Below are 18,092 nucleotides of genomic sequence, written 5' to 3' on the forward strand. Positions count from 1 at the left end.
CGATCCCGCCGTACGCCAACGACCCACGGACTATCGCCATGACCCTGCTTCCTCTCGATGGACGCGCGCTCGCGCGCGCTGTCGCCTGCGCCATCGGTGCCTCCACGCTTGCCGCCCATGCGGCCGAGACACCTGACGCCCCCCAGACCACCAACCTTCGCGAAGTGCGCGTTTCCGCCGTCAGCAAGGGGACGCGTGTCGATCCCGACATGCCTTCGGCGGTCGAGACCGTCGACGCCGCCAGGCTCGACCGCCTCAACGTGATCAACGCGGAAGACGCGCTGAAGTACCTGCCGTCCTTCGGTATCCGCAAGCGATTCGTCGGCGACGAAAACGCCACGTTCTCCGTGCGCGGCACCAGCAACCAGCAGAGCGCGCGCGGCCTCGTCTATCTGGACGGCTTGCTGCTGTCGAACCTGCTGGGCAACAGCTGGTCGAATCCGCCACGCTGGTCGATGGCGTTTCCGGAGAACCTCGACCGTGTCGAAGTCCTTTATGGCGCGTATTCCGCGCTGTACCCGGGCAACGCCATCGGCGCCACGGTGCTGATGACCACGCGCATGCCCGACAAACTCGAGGTGACGGGCGACGTCCAGGCCTTCACCCAGCATGTCGATACCTATGGCACGGACCGCAACTACGGCGGCAGCCGGCAGAGCGCGACCCTCGGCGATCGTTCGGGCAGGTTCGCGTTCCTGATCGGCGTCGCGCATCTGCAATCCAACGGGCAGCCGCTGGTCTACGCCGTGCAGAACCGCGCCAGCCGCGCCGGGACGACGAACCCGGTGACGGGAGCCATCGGTGACACGGGCGCCACGGGGCTTCCGCGTGAGGTCCTCGGCATCAACAGCGAAGGCCAGGAAGCGACCAGCCAGGACGAGGCCCATGTGCGCCTGACCTACGACTTCACCCCGGAGCTGACCGGCGGCGTCACCGCGGGCTACTGGAACCAGGATCTCTCCCATCGCACGGCAACGTACCTGCGTGACGCCAACGGCCAGCCGGTCTGGTCCGGCCCGGTGAGCATCGACGGCCGCCAGTACACGCTACCGGCCAGTTTCTTCGCCCCCAGCACGCGGCAGAGCCGCAACTATCTCTACGGCGTTTCGCTCGGCACGCACCGGGACAGCGGATGGAATATCGAAGGCAACGCGTCGTACTTCGACATGGACCGCAACCGCGATCGTGTGGCCGACGCCGTGACCTACAACGGCAGCGGCCTGTTGACGGCAGGCGACGGCAGTCGCTGGCGGACTTTCGACCTGCGGGTCAGCCATACCCCGGACTCGCCGGACGCCAACTCGCACACCGTGAGCTTCGGCTACCACTTCGACGGTTACCGCCTCGATAACGTCACGGACCTGCTCTCCGCATGGCGTACCGGCGGCGCTGGCGCACTCACCGCAGCCAACGGCGGCAGCACGCAGACACAGGCGCTTTATGTACAGGACGCCTGGCAACTCGACGAGCGCTGGCGCCTCACCGCCGGTGCGCGCTACGAGCAGTGGCGCGCGTTCGGTGGCACGCGTTCCACCGCCAGCGCGACCATCGGGTACCCGGAGCGCAAGGAGTCGCACACCTCTCCCAAGCTGTCATTGACCTATGCCGCGAGCGACAACCTGTTGCTGCGTCTGTCCGGAGCACGCGCCTGGCGCTTCCCCACCGTGAACGAGCTTTTCCAGGGAACGTTCAACGGTATCGCGATCATCAACAACGATCCGAATCTGAAGCCGGAAAACGACCTCTCCCGCGAACTGTCGGCCGAGTGGTACCAGGCCCATGGCGTCGCGCGGTTCACGGTGTTCCGCAGCGATACGCGCGACACGCTCCTGAGCCAGACCGACACGACCGTTTTTCCGAATGTCACCAGCGTGCAGAACATCGACCTCGTACGCACGCGCGGTGCCGAGGCAAGCTATGACGGACGTGGCGTGGTCTGGGATGCGCTCGATCTCACGGCGAACGCGGCGTATACGCAGGCGACCACGGTTCGGAACCATCGTAACCCCTCGTCGGAGGGCAAACAGTTCTATCGCATCCCCAGATGGCGAGCGAACCTGATCGCCACCTGGCATGCGAGCGAAACGGTGGCACTGACGCTGGCCGGTCGCTATTCCGGACGGCAGTACAACACGCTCGACCACAGCGACATCGACCCCGACACCTTCGGCGGAGCCAGCGCGTTTCTTACCTTCGACGCCAAGGTGCAGTGGCAGGCGAGTGAGCACGTGAACCTCGGTGTCGGCGTGGATAACCTCACCGACCGGCGCTATTACGTCTACTACCCCTACCCTTCGCGCACGTACATGATGGAGGCGAAGTTCCGGCTCTAGGCCGTGGCTGCCCCGCGGCGATGCTGCGCCATCGTCAGATGCTCGTCGAGCATGAACGATGCCGGACCGCCGTTCCAGAGCCTGTCGAAGAACGCGGCGACACCCGCGTTACCGGTCGCCAGATCGCAGGTGAAACGAAGCAGTTCCGTCCCGGGAACGGCGAGTCCTTCAGGCCGCCGGACCAGGAACAGTTCGATGCCGCTGGCGACGCGATGGGCCTGCGTCAGATAGTGCGCGGCACGCTCGGGCAATACCGCGGCCAGATCGAGCAAGGTCTCACCGATCCCGGCGAGACCATCGCACAGTCCCGGTGAGATGGCGTGGCTACGCATCAGGTCCGCTTCGCAGGTCAGCAGGATGTCCCGGTAACGGCTATCGCCGGTCGCCGCAAGGAAGCGGGCCACGACGGCAAGGACGCCGGCCGTGCCATGGCGCAGGTAAGGCACCAGGGCGCCGCCCTCCACGGCGCGACGCCATGTGCGGTCCCCGTCGGCATTGAATCCGTAGTGATCGAGGTCGAAGGCGAGCCCTTCGCGCGCCGCGTCGAAGAAGCGGGACTCGTCCGTCGCCATGAACAGGTGCAGCAGGAACAACGCGATGCCCGCGGCACCGTAGCCCAGCCCCACCGCTTGCATGGCTTCGCCGCGGTGCCAGCCGCGCTTGCCGTGCACGCACGGCCCTGCCGCCAGCAGCGCGTCACCCGCCGCGATCGCCGCCGCCAGCATGGCGTCATCCTGCGTACGTCGCCAAACCGCGATTCGCGCCAGGCCCCAGCCTGCGATCCCGTCATACAGCCCGTAGCGTTCGCGAATGGGCCCGTCGAGTGTCGACGCGCCCAGCAGCGACAGCGCGAGGTCTTCCCTGCCCGCATCGAGCAGGACCCATGCGATGCCCGCGTCACCGTGCATGAGGTCGCATCCCCGATGTCGTCCCTCGTGCACGCCCGCCAGCAGGTACTCCATCAAGCTGTCGGGGACGGGCCGGCCTCCGCGCTGGCGGGCGTGCACGATGCCTGCCGCGCCGTACGCGACGCCCCAGGGATGGCGCTCGAAGACCTGCGGGTCCGCCGGCACGTAGCGATCGGGCCGCGCGCCTGCCGACAATGTATCGATGTAACGGAACAGATCGCCCGCGGCGTTCGCGACGGGCGCCACGGTGCGCCGCAGATGCGGGACCAGAAGCCGGTCGTCGGCGAGATGCGTGAGCGCACCGCGCAGGTTTTTCATCGCGGCGACAGGCGACGGGCGCTTCGTCGGCTCGCTGTCCATGAGCGCGGCGATCGTCGTGGCGACGAGCGCGGGATACCCCATGTCTTCGCACAGGCGATGCGTGATGCGCATGGCGGCGTGGGGATCGAGCGGCAGCATCGCGTTGACCGGAAGCATGGCGGCGAAAAGGTTGGCGCCGAAAGCGTAGCGATCCTCCGCGCACGCGCTGGCGTGATCGTCACGCTGTGGCGATCGCGAAGCGAACCCCGGCGTGCACAGACCCGAGGGGCGGTCGAGCCCACGATCGACGGCCGCTTCGAGGTCGATGATGCGCACACGCCCGTCCGTCGCGATCATGATGTTGTGGAACGAGAAATCGCCCAGCGTGACGCCTGTCGCGTGGATGGCCTCCAGCGCGTCCGCTATACGCTGGAACACGTCGCACAGCTCACGCAGGAAGCTCGCGACGTGGGCTTGCGTCGCTCGTGTCTTCAGCCACGGGTAGCGCTCGGCGAGCCACCGGCGCAGGGTCTGCCCGTCGATATACTCCTCGACCAGATACTGGTGCTCCCATTCGGTGAAGTAGGCGACGGGCGACGGCGTGACGCCAAGTGGAGCGAGCTTGCCCAGCAGGCGGTACTCCTTGAGCAGCAGAGTGGTGGCCGACTGCGTGCCGCCGATGTGGGGACGGGCCTCCTTGATGACGACGTGGCGTCCCGAGTCGCGATTCAACGCCAGATAGATGCCCCGGCCGAGGAAAATGTAAGCGCGCCGCGAACCTCATAGCGTCCGCCGTCCAGGCGCAGTACCGATGAATCGCCGGCATCGGTATCCTGCGGAAACGGGTCGCGGACCCACGGCGGCAGGTGCACGTATGCGGCGCGTATATCCGGTTCCTTCTCGCCTGACGGGTTGCGCAGGAAATATTCGCGCTGCCCACCTGCCGACACCTCGTATTCGCCACGAATGCCACCGAAACGATAATGCAGGATGCGCGATCCCGGAAGGCGCCGGTCGCTGAGAATGTGCGGTCCCTCATAACCGGTCAGAACGGCCTGCAACTCTTCCATGACGTAGCGGAAGGCTTTCGGATCCGCCGGGTAAATCGTGATGAACTTTCCGGAGCCTCCGCGCGGCCACCGTTTGCCATTCATCGCGGCATGCATGCGCGCGTCGGCGGCGAATTTGAACGCGACGCCCAGCGAGCTGAGCGTCGCCGCCACGATCGAGAGCACGATCGGTGCGGTCGGCGTCACCGATGAGACGTGAATCTTCCAGCCCTGTGCCGGCAACGGCGTATCCGGCGGCAGGCAATGCATCCAGACCCCAGAGCGGTGCATGCGCCAGCTGGCCGGAACGATCCGGCGCACCGGCTCGACGAAATCCCGCTCGTCGATGACGCGACTGCCATGCGTTTCGAAGAATTCGCGATCCACCGCGGTGTAGTACAGCAGTTCGGTCCGTCGCTCGGCGGGCATGACTGTCCTTGGAATGGCACGCTGAAAAACCGGCATGCGGTGCGACCCGGACGTCGCACCGCATGCCTTCGCCCCAGCCGGATCACGGCGGGAGTTACTGGCCGTCGATACCGTCGACGTTGGCGAACGAGCAGGCGCCGTTGCTGCATGAGCTGGTGGGCGTATCGGCTTCTCCCGCGGTCAGCGGATCGGCTTCGAGCATCTGCAAGCGGAGGACGTGGTCCATATGATTCTCCTGGCGATATCGACGTGCTGCCTCCCCCCCATGGAGAAGCGCGTAAGCCAATCTAGGAGGGCAGCACGATGGAAAACAGCGGGAGAGACGCGCCAGCTCGCCTTTTTTTCGCGCGGTGGGCAGATAAATGGCCGTCCCGTTCGAAACCGGTCAAGCCGCCTGTCCGGAATCGGAGAGCGCGTCCGGAAACGGACAACGTCAGGTTCAGGGTCAGTTGCCGAGAGGGAGCACCACGATCGCCGCCGCACCCGGACCGTCGGACCGGTTACGCAGGTCGACGCTTCCCGCGTGCGCTTCGACGATCAGCCGGGTAAGGCTCAGGCCGATACCCGAGCCGGTTGGCTTGGTGGTGAAAAAAGGCACGAACAGTGAGGATCGTTCGGGCAGGCCACCGCCTTCGTCCTCGATCGTCACGCGAACCTGCGCACCTGCCACCATCCAGTTCACACGGACGCCGCCGCCCGACGCCAGCGCCGACTCCACCGCGTTGCGAAGCAGGTTGATGAAGGCCTGGTCGAGCTGGGCCTCGTCACCGTTGACCACGACCTCGGCGGAACCGTCGACGCCGATCTGCATCCGGTCTTCCAGACGCGCGAGCCGACGCAAGGAAAGGTCGAGCCGGAACGCCTGGGCGCGCAGGGGTGGCAAACGAGCAAGGCGCCCGTAGCCCGCCAGGAAACGTGCCAGCGAGTCCGAACGCCGCTCGATAACCTCCAGGCCTTCACGCAAGTCGTGCTCGACGGCGTCCCCACCGTGCTGATCGAGCAGGGCCGACAGGCTGCCCGCCAGCGAGCCGATCGGTGCGAGCGAATTGTTGAGCTCGTGGCTGAGCACGCGAATCAGTCGCTGCCACGCGTTGCGCTCCTCGTCCCCGAGTGCTGCACTTACATCGTGCAGCATCACCATCGTGTTCTCGTAGCCTTCGCTGTACCAGACAGCGCGGCGGACGATCCAGCGCCCGGTTCGGGCGGGAAACTCCCATGAGAGAATCGCGTTGTCCGACGCGACGACCACCGGCATCAGGCCCATGGCATCGGCGTCGCGCCCGATGACGCTGTCGTGAGCCGCGCCGATCAGCTCACGCGCGGCAGGATTGATCATGACCAGGCGCTGCTCGCGGTCGACAACGAAGATCGGGTCCTGCAGGGCGGTGAGCGTCTTGCCCAGGAAGCGCAGGCTTTCGGTGCGTTTTCGCCGCCCTTCGCGCAGGGTGTCCGAGACGGCGTTGATGTCCGCGATCATGCCTCTGAGCGGGTGATGCCGCGAAGGCAGGCTGCCGCGCACGCCGTAATCGCCCTCTCGCAGTGCGGCGAGAAGACTTCCCAGCGTGCGCCAGGCCGCCAGCATGCGCCACGCGAAGCACGCGATGGCGGCCGCACCGAGGCCCATTCCGAGCGCGAACAGCATCGCCATGTCCATCCCTGTCAGTTGACCTGGTCGAACCCGCCCTTGGCACGGTGCTTGTCGATGCGACGGTACAAGGACTGCCGCGAAATACCCAGCGCGTCGGCGGCTCTCTGCAGGTTGTTGTCGTTGCGTTCAAGGGCTTGCCGGATAAGCATCTCCTCCGCTTCGGGCAAGGTGAGTCGATCAAGCACCAGCGGTGCGCCCGACGCGGGAAGAAGCGCCAGCGTCTCCGCATCGATGTCGTCACGCGGGGCGAGCAGGACGGCGCGCTCGATGACATGCTCGAGTTCGCGCACGTTGCCCGGCCATCCGTAGGCACGCAGGGCACGCTCGGCGGATGGCTTGAGGTTCATCGCGCCGCGTCGCAGACGGGCACATTCGCGCAGGAGGAAATGGCGGGCGAGCGGGACGATATCCTCCCCGCGATCGCGCAGGGCGGGGAGTCTTATCTGCATCGCGTTCAGGCGGTAGAGCAGGTCGCGACGGAACCGGCCGTCCCTTACCGCGGCGTCGAAGTCAGTGTGGCTCGTCGAGATCACCCGCACATCCGCGCGCCGTGTGCGCATCGAACCGCTTCGCTCGAACTCTCCTTCGTCGAGTACGCGAAGCAGCTTCGCCTGCTGCTGCAGCGTCATGTTGCCGACCTCCTCCATGATCAGACTGCCGCCGTGCGCCAGTTCGAAACGCCCGGGTCGGGGCGACGGCTCGTCGTCCCCGAACATTTCCTCCGAAAAACGCATGTCCGACAGACTGGCCATGTCGACGCGGATCAGTGGTTGGTCGGCACGGGGTGACATGGCGTGGATTTCCCGCGCCAGCAACGACTTGCCGCTGCCATTTTCGCCCATCACCAGCACGCTGGCGTCGCTGGCGGCGATACGATGCGCGAGGTCCACCACCCGCCGCATCGACGTCGATTCGCAGATCCGCGTCGCGTCGGCCGACCGGCGTGCGAGCGCGGTTTCCGTGCGCAGGCGAAGGTTCTCCTCACGCATCGTCCGCAGGGCGATCTGCGCACGCACGGTGTGCACCATGCGCGCGTTGTTCCAGGGTTTTTCGACGAAGTCCGCGGCGCCTATGCGCATCGCACGCACGGCCAGGTCGATGCTGCCCCACGCCGTCATCACGATGAGCGGCAGGTCCGGGCATTCATGACGCAGGCGTGCCACCAGGTCGAGCCCCTCCGTGCCCGAGGTGGTGTCGGCACCGTAGTTCAGATCCAGGATCGCGCAGGCCACGGCCGTCCGGTTGACGACGTCGCAGGCGCCAGCGGGCGATTCCGCCTCCACCGAGGGAATGCCTTCGGCTCGCATCAGCAGGCGCAGGGACAACCGGATGTCCGGGTGGTCGTCAACGATCAGGATGGGCAAGGCATGGTGACTGTCGGACATGGCGCTCGATCCTCCTGAGATGCATGAAACGGCGTGCCACACTCAGCCGCCACGCAGGATGGGGAGTGGTTGAAGATGAGCCGCCCACCATGCGGGACGTGCGATCGCGACGAGCGCGGCGGCGATGAATACGAGCACGGCGGCTGCCACCGCCACGGCGTCGACACGCTCGACCTGTGGCCATGGACGCGTCAGCACGGCCGCGATAGACCCGAGCACCGCGCCGGCGACAGCGGCGAGGAAATAGCCGGTGATGGCGCCATGGACCAGTCGCCGTCGCGGTTCGCCCAGCGCCGTACGCAGGGCGAATTCGCGGTGGCGTACAGCCAGATCGACGGACTGACTCGAATACAGACCCACGGTCGCCAGGACCAGGGCGGCAAGTGCCGCGGCGGCGAGCAGATTCGCGTTGCGCCGCGCCTCCGCCGTCGGTTCACCCACGAGGTCGGCAAGCCGCCGGTACGCGCCTGCCGCGACAAAAGGCGCCACCTCGCGCAGTCGGGACGCGAACGCCTCTTCGCTGCGTCGCTCCTCGGCGGCCGGCACCCGCCACACCGCGTACATCGGCATCAGGCGGCGAATGAACGCATAGATGGCAGGATCGACCTGGCTGAGCGGGACGAACACCGTGGCGACCGCACGCTCCGACGGTCCCGCCACGCGTGTGTCCGCGACGATGCCGACGATGCGCAGCGGTGGCGTCACCGCCAGGCGGGAATCGGACCGGACGAAGCCGCCGAGCGTCCCGCCCATGGTCTGCACGAACGTCGTGTTCACGACGGCGACCGGCGTGGCCCCGGCCCGGTCGTTATCGTCGATGGCACGGCCCGCGAGGCGCGTGAGGCCCAGCGCTTCCGTCGTGCCCGGCGTCACGACGGCGAAGCGGACGAAGTGGCGGCGACCCGTCGCGTCGAGGAAGGGCATGACCAGACCGTCACCTCGGGGCAGCAGGTTGGTGAAGCCGGGTGGCGCGCTCAGCGGCGTTCCATCCGTGCCCCGGCGGAGGTCGTCGAGCATGGCGAGCACGTGGTCGCGCGTCGGATAGGAGGAGACGTCGAGGTGCATCGGGACAAACGTACCGCCTTTCGCATCGAAGCCCGGTGCGACTTTTTCGAGGCTGACGAGGCGAGCGACCGCCACCGTCGCAAAAACCAGCAGCGCACCGGCAAAGGCGGACTGAACCAGAATCAAGCCGATGCGGGTTGCCCGCGCCAGCCTTCCCAGCCCATGACGCCCGTCCACCGCGATACGCTCGCGCAGGAGGTCGGCGAGGCTGTCGTGCACCATGCCGGAAACAGCGGCCATAAGCACCAGAGCCACGTCCACCGCCGTGGCGGTCAGATACACGCGGGGAGATGTCTCGATCGGCAGGGCGCTGCTCAACCACGTCTCCGGGACGACATCCTGAAACGCCTGCACGATAAGTGCGCCGGCAGGAAGGCCGAGGCCTGCGGCCAGCACACCGATGGCGAGCGCTTCCTTCACGGTGGACGACCAGGGTGAAAGCCCACGCGCTCCAAGCGCCATGCGTATCGCGGTATCGCGTGACCGGGTGAGACCTCTCCCGAGCATGAGATTCGACAGTGCGATGCCCGCCGCCGCGAGAACGCCTCCCGCACAGGCCATCAGGCCGAGCAGTGGAGCCCTGGCGTTTCTTACCAGAACGAGCGCCAGCGGCGTCGCCCCCACGTCGGCGTCGGCGCCGGTATCGAGAGGGTGACGACTCGCTTCCCGGGCCGTGCGCCCGGCGACCTCGGACGACAGGGCGTCGACCGTGGCGCCCGGCCGGAGGCGCGCCACAGCGATCAGGTTGTCGGCCGCGTCGTCTGCCGAGCCGGAGACACGCATTGGCAGGACCACGTCCACATCCTGGAAAAACCGGTACCCCTTCGGCAGGACGCCGATCACCGGCATGCGGCGCCCGTCGACGATAACCTCCCGCCCGAGTATCGACGGGAGACCGCCCCCGTGGCGACGCCAGAAATCGAAAGACACCATGGCGCCCATGCCGTCGGTGAGATTCCTCCCCGCGGCGGGCGCGACCCCGAGCGTTGCGAGAAAGCCCGGGTCCACACGCTGGCCCTGGAGCAACCACCGCTGCTCACCCATGACGAGGTTCACGGCGCGGGGAAGACGCGTCGCGCCGCGCGATTCGACACTGGCAAGGCCGTCCATCGCCCCGACGAATCGCGGCGATGCGACGCGCGTCGGATCGCCGCGGTAGCTGGCACCGTAAACGGCAAGACGGTCGACGTCCGCGAAAGGCGGCGGCCGCCACAGCAGCGAATCGACCAGGGTGAGCGCCGCGGTGAAGGCGGCGATCCCTAGGGACAGGGTGATCGCGGCAAGCGCGAGAAAGCCGACGCGCGCCCCACTTCCGCGGTTCACGGGAGCGAGCCCGCAAGCTGCCGCTCGTCGAGTCCGGACCCCGCCTCTCTCTGCCACTCGGCGTAGCTCGTCTCATCGACCAGTCGGCCGTCGAGCAGCCTGACGATGCGGTCGGCGGCTCCACGAAACCGCTCCTCGTGGGTCACGACACAGATGGTCCGGCCTTCGGCATGCAGGCGTCCCAACAGCGCCATGAGTCGTTCGCCACTGGCAAGATCGAGGCTTCCCGTGGGTTCGTCGGCCAGCAGAATGGCGGGATCCCCGGCAAGGGCGCGCGCCACCGCGACCCGCTGTTGCTGGCCACCCGACAACTGGGCCGGGTAATGACGCACGCGGTGCGACATGCCGACGTCTTCGAGCGCCCGCAGGACCCGCTCGCGACGCTCCCGCCGCCCGATGCCGCTGCGATAGGTCAGTGGCAAGGCCACATTGTCGAAGACATCCATGTCGCTGATCAGATTGAACGCCTGGAAGACGTAGCCGATCCGCTCGTTGCGCAGCCTCGACCGTGCCACCCTGCCAAGCTGCCCTGCCTTCACGCCTTCAAAACGCACTTCACCCCCGCTGGGATGGTCCAGAAGGCCCATAAGCGAAAGCAGCGTCGTTTTGCCGCATCCCGACGGCCCGGCGATCGCGAGGAACTCCCCCGGGCGGACGTCGAGGTGAATGTCGGTGAGCGCATGGTGTTCGATGCTTCCGGCACGAAACACCTTGGCGATGCCGCGCATGGCGATCACGGGGGAGTTCGCACGCGGTTCCATGACGCGTTTCCTGCGTTCGTGCGGGGGGACTCCGAGACTAGCGCGCCAACTTCACGTTGTCGTGTCACCGAGCCGTGCGATGCAAACGATGGCGGGCGTATTGCCGGATTTGCGTGGTGATCCCCAGCGGGGACGGGACCTCACTCAGCCTTTGGTAAGGGCTGCTCATACCCGGGGCCGGTAGCCGTCCTTTATGACAAAGCTTAGAATTGGCTTATGGGGAGGAACGCGGAATTCTGTCCGCGGCAATCGGAATGCGCGGGGTCGCCAGCGGGGGCGGCCCGCCAGCGCTGGTACGGAGTTCTCTCGATGGTTCAACGTTTTTCTCTTGGTGGCCGTGTCGCCTGGCTCAAGCGCTACGACCCGGATGGCTGGCTGCGGCCGGCGCTCGTCACATTGTGGAACGGCCTGGTCACTCGCCTGGATCTCCAGGCGCTGCGTTCGCCGCCCCGCCATGCGGGTGAGGCGGCCAAGGCCGTGGAGGCCCGGCGGCTGCAGACGCTCAGCGCCTGCGGGGCACCGGTGCCCCGCATCCTGGGCGAGGGCCCGCGCAGCCTGATCCTGAGCGATATGGGCCCCACGCTCGCGCATCGGCTGAAGCGCCTCACCAGTGCCAACGATGCCGATGTGCTGGTCAGGCAAACCGCGCGGGCGATCGGCGAGCTCCATCGGCACGGCGGCTATCTCGGCCAGGCGTTCGCGCGGAACATCACCGTGGGCGACTCGGGCGTCGGTTTCATCGACTTCGAGGAAGACCCGAGTGAGATCATGAGCCTGTCGCAGGCCCAGGCACGTGACTGGGTGATGTTCACTACGGGGGTAGGTCCGTATTTTACGGGCCGTATGGATGTCCTTACGTGCCTGATCCATGACGAGGCGGTCGCAATGGAACCCGCCGTGGCCTCCGAAGTGCGCCGCATCGCCCAGCGTCTGAGCTTTCTGGAGCGTGCCGGACGCCTGCTCGGTCGCAAGACGGCCGCCATCGCCGGCGCGATCGGCGCCATGCGCAAGGGCTTCGCACTGCTGGCGATCGGTGCGTTCATCGTCGATCTGGCCAGCGACGGGGACTGCGACATGTGGCTGGCGATGATGGATGTGGTCCAGCGCGCCACGACCTGAGTGCGCTGGCGCGTTACCATCCGGCGTCGCCCCGATCTCCTTCCAAGGTTCGCCGCATGGCTGTCCCCTCGACCGATTCGTCCTGGTTCCTTCCGCACGACCGTGAACTGGGGCGGTTGATCCGCGATCTGGACTGGTCGGCGACCGCGCTCGGACCCATCCACGGGTGGCCGCCGACCCTTCGGCATGCGCTCGCCGCCATGCTGCGCGCCGACGCGCCAATGGCGATCTTCCAGGGACCGGAGGGCGTTTTTCTCTATAACGACGCCTACCGCGCCATTGCCGGCGTGCGACATCCCGAGGTCCTGGGCCGGCCGATCGTGCAGGCATGGCCCGAACTGGCGGAGTTCAACCGGAACGTCCTCGACGTCGTGCTGGCCGGCGGCACGCTCGCCTATCGCGATCAGCATGTCGTGCTCGATCGCTCCGGCGAATCGGAGGACGCCTGGCTGCACCTAGACTTCAGCCCGCTGGTGGATACCTCCGGCGTTGCCGGTGGCGTGTTGGTGGTGATCAAGGAAACGACCCGGCGCGTGGAGGTCGAAGAGCGTCTGCGCATCGCCCAGCAGGCCGGCGGCGTCGGTTCGTTCGAGTGGTTTCCCGAGACCGGTCGCCTCGAAGTGTCAGAGGAATACCGCCGCATCTGGGGCCTTCCCGCCGAAGGTATCGTCACCGACGCGATGCTGGGCGAACTGCTTCATCCCGACGATCGCCACGAGGCCGCGCCGCAACGGCTGGATCGGGCGAACCCGCTCGATTACACCGAATACCGGCGCATCGATCCCCTCACGGGCGAGGTCCGCTGGATCGCACGGCGTGGGGAAGTCATCGCGCGCCCGGGTCAGGCGCGCCGCCGCTTCATCGGCATCGTCATGGATATCACCGCGCGGAAAGCGGCCGAAACCGAGCTCGCCGCTTTCGCCGCGACGCTGCAGGAGCGTGTCACCCAGCGCACCGCCGAGCTGCTGCGCACCCAGGACGCGCTGCGCCAGAGCCAGAAGATGGAAGCGATCGGCAACCTGACCGGCGGCGTCGCACATGACTTCAACAACCTCCTGCAGGTCATCAGCGGCAATCTGCAGCTGCTGGCCGAGGATGTCGGCGGCAACGAGCGTGCGGAGCGACGCGTCCGGCACGCCCTGGCGGGCGTGGCGCGAGGCTCGAAACTCGCATCGCAGCTGCTGTCGTTCGGCCGGCGACAGCCGCTCGCGCCCAAGGTGGTCAACATCGGCCGTTTCATCCGCAACATGGACGACCTGCTCCGGCGGACGCTGGGCGAAGCCATCGAGGTGGAGACGATCGTCGCCGGCGGCCTGTGGAATACCCTGATCGACCCGGGCAACGTGGAAAATGCCCTGCTCAACCTCGCCATCAACGCGCGCGACGCGATGGACGGCCAGGGCAGGCTCACGATCGAAGCCGGCAACGCCTATCTCGACGCGCAATACGTCAGTTCGCTCGACGACGGCGACGTCACCGCGGGCCAGTACGTGCTGCTTGCGGTGACCGACACGGGCCATGGCATCGACGCGACCATCGTCGACAAGGTGTTCGAACCGTTTTTCACCACCAAACCGGAAGGTCGCGGCACCGGTCTGGGCCTTTCCATGGTCTATGGCTTCGTCAAACAGTCCGGCGGCCACATCAAGGTCTACAGCGAGCCGGGCGAGGGCACGACGGTGAAGCTCTATCTGCCGCGAACCACGCAGTCCGAGGACATCATCGTCGACATCGATGCCGGTCCGGTGACGGGCGGCCATGAGACCATCCTCGTCGCCGAGGATGACGAAGCGGTACGCGATACCGTCGTCGCCCTGCTCGCCAACCTGGGCTATCGCGTACTCAAGGCGCGCGACGCGCAGAGCGCACTCTCGATCGTCGACAGCGGTATTCCGATCGATCTGCTGTTTACCGACGTGGTGATGCCCGGCCCGCTGAAAAGCCCGGAACTGGCCCGCAAGGCACGCGAGCGTCTTCCGGGGCTGGCCGTGCTGTTCACGTCGGGCTACACGGAGAACTCGATCGTGCACGGCGGCCGCCTCGACGAAGGGGTCGAGCTGCTGAGCAAACCCTATACGCGGGAAACGCTGGGTCGCAAGCTGCGCCAGATCCTCGCCGCGCAGGCGCAGCGCCATGCCGGCGACCCGGCAACCCCTTCGGTCGCGGCGCCCACACCGGCAGCCACCAAGGCTCTCCGCATCCTCGTCGTCGAAGACGACTGGCTGGTACGCACCACGGTCGTGGAGATGTTGCAACTGCGCGGCCACGACGTCCGCGAAGCCGGCGACGGCACGCGCGCCACCGCCCTGCTCGACCAGGAAGCGGCGGACCTGGTCATCACGGACGTCGGGCTTCCGGGCATATCCGGCATCGAGCTCGCCGCGACATTGCGCCAGCGCTTTCCGGACCTGGCCGTGATCTTTGCCACGGGCCATGCCGGTACGGCCGGTCTTCCCGACGATGAGCGCAGCGCCGTGCTGGCCAAACCGTATGGCTCACAGGCACTGACCAAGGCCGTCAGCCGCTTGTTTCCATCCGGCTGAGCGGCGCGATCCGTGCGCCTCAACACATTGTGGCGCAACGACGTAATCGTTTACATGTAACGGCATTTACGTACCCACTTCCGGGGCCGATGCCAGTATCCTTGCCCGCCTGACGCGCCCTCACGCGTCCACTTCGCTTTCAAGGCAGAACCCATGAACCGTGATCCCCGCATCGAAGACCTGATCGCCCGCATGACCATCGAAGAGAAGGTCGGCCAGCTCGGGTGCTTTGCGGATGCCCTGCGTCCGTTCGCGCCCGACATCAACCCGGAAGCGAATGCGCTGGGTGCGGCGGAGGTTCGCGAACAGATCCGTGCGGGCCGCGTGGGCTCGCTGTTCAACGGCGTCGGCGCGGCCGAGGGCCGCGAGGCGCAGCGCATCGCCGTGGAAGAAAGCCGCCTCGGTATTCCGCTGCTGCTGGGTGCCGATGTCATTCATGGCATGCGCACCGTATTTCCGATTCCTCTGGGTGAGGCGTCCACGTTCGAGCCCGACCTCGCCGAGCGCACCGCGCGCGTGACGGCCGTCGAGGCCACCGCCGCCGGCATCCACTGGACCTTCGCTCCCGCCGTGGACATCGCGCGCGACCAGCGCTGGGGACGTGTGGCCGAGGGTGCGGGTGAAGACGTGGTGCTGGGCTCGGCGTTCTCCGCCGCGCGTGTGCGGGGTTTCCAGGGCGCCGACCTCAAGGCCGACGATTCGCTGCTTGCCACGCCGAAGCACTTCGCCGCCTACGGCGCGGTCGCGGGCGGCATGGAATACAACGCCGTCGATATCTCCCCGCAGACGCTGCGCGACGTGCACCTGCCGCCTTTCAAGGCAGCGGTCGATGCCGGTGCGCTGACCTTCATGAGCGCGTTCAACGACATCAACGGTGTACCCGCATCGGCCAACCGCGAACTGATGACCGACATCCTGCGCGGTGAATGGGGTTTCGAAGGCCTCGTCGTTTCCGATTACACCGCCGACATGGAACTGATCGCGCATGGCTTTGCCGCCGACGAACGCGACGCCACGCGTCTCGCCTTCGTCGCGGGTGTCGACATGAGCATGCAGAGCGGCTTCTACGCGGCGAACCTGCCCGACCTCGTCGAAAAGGGCGAGGTACCGATGGACGTGCTGGATGAAGGCGTCCGTCGGGTGCTCACCGTGAAGCAGGCGATCGGCCTGTTCGACAATCCCTACCGCTCGCTCGATGCCGTGGCCGAAGCGGATACGTCGAAGCGGGCCGGGCACGACGAGCTGGCGCGCGATGCGTCGCGTCGCTCGATCGTGATGCTGAAGAACGACGGCGTGTTGCCGTTGCGCAAGGCGGGTCAGAAGATCGCCCTCATCGGTCCGTTCGGTACCGATGTCGACAACATCGAAGGCTGCTGGACGTTGTTCGGCGACAAGACTCGGTACGTGACCATCGAGGCCGGCCTGCGTGCCGCTCTCGACGATGCGGGCTCGCTCGAGGTGGTCGCCGGCAGCGGCATCGAAGATGCGATCGACGGCGGCATCGATGCCGCTGTCGCGGCGGCGAAACGTGCCGACGTCGTTCTCCTCGCCATCGGCGAACCGCAGGTCTATTCCGGTGAAGCGCAGTCGCGTACGCAGATCATCGTGCCGCCCGCCCAGCAGGCGCTGGCCGAGGCCGTCGCCGCCACCGGTACACCGGTCGTCGTCCTGCTGAAGAACGGTCGCGCGCTGGCCCTTACCGGTGCCGTGCGCAGCGCCTCGGCCATTCTGGTGACGTGGTTCCTCGGTACGCAGACCGGCCCGGCGATCGCCGATGTCGTGTTCGGCGATTACAACCCGGCGGGGCGTCTTCCGGTGAGTTTCCCGCAGGACGCGGGCCAGCAGCCGTACTTTTACAATCACCTGCGCACCGGCCGCCCGGAACTGGCGGATCAGCCGCCCGCGTTCAAGGCGCGCTATCGCGAAGTCACCTTCGAAGCGCTGTACCCCTTCGGCCACGGGCTCAGCTATACCTCCTTCGGTTACGACGCGCCACGCGTGAAGGCCCGCGTGCGCTGGGACGAAACCATTGTCGTCTCCGCCACGGTGACCAATACCGGTGGCGTCACCGGCGAAGAGGTGGTGCAGCTTTACATCCACGATCGTGTCGCCAGTCGCGTGCGGCCCGTGCGTGAACTGAAGGCGTTCCGCAAGATCCTGCTCGCTCCAGGTGCCTCCGAAGAAGTCTCCTTCGAGCTGACCCGCCGCGATCTCGCTTTCACCCATCGCGACGGCACGACGTTCGAAGCGGAGCCGGGTGAGTTCCACGTCTGGATCGCGGGCTCGTCCGCCCAGGGCGAACCGGCCACGTTCATGCTCGACCCAGCCTGATCGGCATAATGGCGCCCTCTTCCTCGAAGCGGAGCGCGCCATGCACGACCTCACCGGCAAGATCGCCCTCGTCACCGGCGCCGCCAGCGGTATAGGTCGCGCCATCGCCACGGCGTATGCCGACGCGGGGGCGCGTGTCGTGGTCGCCGATATCGCCGCCGACAAGGCGGCCGAGACGGCCGACGCGATGGGCCACGGCGCCATCGGCATGGCCATGGATGTCACCGATGAGGCACAGGTCGACGAGGGCTTCGCGCGCACGCGGCGTGAACTGGGTCCGGTCGATATCCTGGTCAGCAACGCGGGTGTGCAGATCATCGCGCCGATCGTCGACTTTGCTTTCGCCGACTGGAAGCGGATGCTCGCCATCCACATGGACGGCGCGTTCCTTACCACGCGCGCGGCCATGCGCCAGATGATCGATGCCGGTCGCGGCGGATCCATCATCCTGATGGGGTCGGCTCACTCGCACGTCGCCTCGAAATTCAAGGCGCCTTACGTGGCGGCAAAACATGGCCTGCTCGGGCTTGCGCGTGTCGTCGCGAAGGAAGGCGCCACCCATGGCATTCGTGCCAACGTCCTCTGTCCAGGCTTCGTGCGTACACCGCTGGTCGAGAAGCAGATCCCCGAGCAGGCTAAGGAACTGGGCATCGGCGAAGACGCCGTCATCCGCGATGTCATGCTACGCGACACGGTGGATGGTGAATTCACGACGCTGGAAGATATCGCCGACACCGCACTGTTCCTTGCGGGCTTCGGGTCGAATGCGCTGACCGGTCAGTCGCTCCTCGTCTCGCACGGCTGGCATATGCAGTAAGCGGAACGACGGCCGGCAACCACATGATCCGTCGGGAAGCACCGGCCCCATGCAGGCATGAGGCTGATACGACCCGACATC

12 protein-coding genes are annotated in these 18,092 nt (G+C 66.8%); 5 read left to right on the plus strand and 7 right to left on the minus strand.

Going from position 1 to position 18,092, the window contains the following annotated elements; all coding sequences use genetic code 11:
* The first annotated feature begins 38 nt into the window (after positions 1 to 38).
* The gene (locus tag FA87_RS18380; RefSeq protein ID WP_052191441.1) at positions 39 to 2,333 is read left to right on the plus strand and encodes a TonB-dependent receptor; all 2,295 of its coding nucleotides are present in this window, start codon (positions 39 to 41) and stop codon (positions 2,331 to 2,333) included.
* Here the strand turns inward: FA87_RS18380 and FA87_RS18385 are convergent.
* The 7 genes from FA87_RS18385 to FA87_RS18410 all read right to left on the minus strand — a co-directional run bounded on the left by FA87_RS18385 (position 2,330) and on the right by FA87_RS18410 (position 11,201).
* Positions 2,330 to 4,273, minus strand: a complete 1,944-nt coding sequence (locus FA87_RS18385) for a lanthionine synthetase LanC family protein (RefSeq protein WP_043696589.1) — start codon at positions 4,271 to 4,273, stop codon at positions 2,330 to 2,332. The genes FA87_RS18380 and FA87_RS18385 overlap by 4 nt on opposite strands.
* Positions 4,270 to 5,019 (minus strand): hypothetical protein, encoded by a 750-nt coding sequence (locus FA87_RS18390; protein ID WP_043696592.1) that lies wholly within the window; start codon positions 5,017 to 5,019, stop codon positions 4,270 to 4,272. The genes FA87_RS18385 and FA87_RS18390 overlap by 4 nt, the downstream gene beginning before the upstream one ends.
* A 94-nt stretch (positions 5,020 to 5,113) precedes the next feature.
* Positions 5,114 to 5,245 (minus strand): hypothetical protein, encoded by a 132-nt coding sequence (locus FA87_RS21345; protein ID WP_255349726.1) that lies wholly within the window; start codon positions 5,243 to 5,245, stop codon positions 5,114 to 5,116.
* 219 nt (positions 5,246 to 5,464) lie between these two features.
* On the minus strand, positions 5,465 to 6,667 hold the full coding sequence (locus FA87_RS18395; RefSeq protein ID WP_052191442.1) for an ATP-binding protein: 1,203 nt from the start codon (positions 6,665 to 6,667) through the stop codon (positions 5,465 to 5,467).
* Between the two features lie 11 nt (positions 6,668 to 6,678).
* Positions 6,679 to 8,052 (minus strand): sigma-54 dependent transcriptional regulator, encoded by a 1,374-nt coding sequence (locus FA87_RS18400; RefSeq protein WP_043696595.1) that lies wholly within the window; start codon positions 8,050 to 8,052, stop codon positions 6,679 to 6,681.
* Between the two features lie 42 nt (positions 8,053 to 8,094).
* Positions 8,095 to 10,440 (minus strand): ABC transporter permease, encoded by a 2,346-nt coding sequence (locus tag FA87_RS18405; protein WP_043696598.1) that lies wholly within the window; start codon positions 10,438 to 10,440, stop codon positions 8,095 to 8,097.
* Complete coding sequence (locus FA87_RS18410; protein WP_043696601.1) at positions 10,437 to 11,201, minus strand: ABC transporter ATP-binding protein; 765 nt, start codon at positions 11,199 to 11,201, stop codon at positions 10,437 to 10,439. Before FA87_RS18410 ends, FA87_RS18405 begins: the two co-directional genes overlap by 4 nt.
* A 309-nt stretch (positions 11,202 to 11,510) precedes the next feature.
* On the opposite strand from FA87_RS18410, the gene FA87_RS18415 reads away from it, so the two are divergent.
* The 4 genes from FA87_RS18415 to FA87_RS18430 all read left to right on the plus strand — a co-directional run bounded on the left by FA87_RS18415 (position 11,511) and on the right by FA87_RS18430 (position 18,011).
* Positions 11,511 to 12,320 (plus strand): hypothetical protein, encoded by an 810-nt coding sequence (locus tag FA87_RS18415; protein WP_043696604.1) that lies wholly within the window; start codon positions 11,511 to 11,513, stop codon positions 12,318 to 12,320.
* A 56-nt stretch (positions 12,321 to 12,376) separates the two neighbouring features.
* Entirely contained in the window at positions 12,377 to 14,863 is a 2,487-nt protein-coding gene (locus FA87_RS18420) for a response regulator (RefSeq protein ID WP_052191443.1), read from the plus strand.
* Between the two features lie 153 nt (positions 14,864 to 15,016).
* Complete coding sequence (locus FA87_RS18425; RefSeq protein ID WP_043696606.1) at positions 15,017 to 17,194, plus strand: glycoside hydrolase family 3 N-terminal domain-containing protein; 2,178 nt, start codon at positions 15,017 to 15,019, stop codon at positions 17,192 to 17,194.
* Positions 17,195 to 17,234: 40 nt separating this feature from the next.
* Positions 17,235 to 18,011 (plus strand): 3-hydroxybutyrate dehydrogenase, encoded by a 777-nt coding sequence (locus FA87_RS18430; protein WP_043696609.1) that lies wholly within the window; start codon positions 17,235 to 17,237, stop codon positions 18,009 to 18,011.
* Positions 18,012 to 18,092: the final 81 nt, after the last annotated feature.

The organism is Luteibacter sp. 9133 (assembly GCF_000800155.1).
Lineage (GTDB): Bacteria > Pseudomonadota > Gammaproteobacteria > Xanthomonadales > Rhodanobacteraceae > Luteibacter > Luteibacter mycovicinus.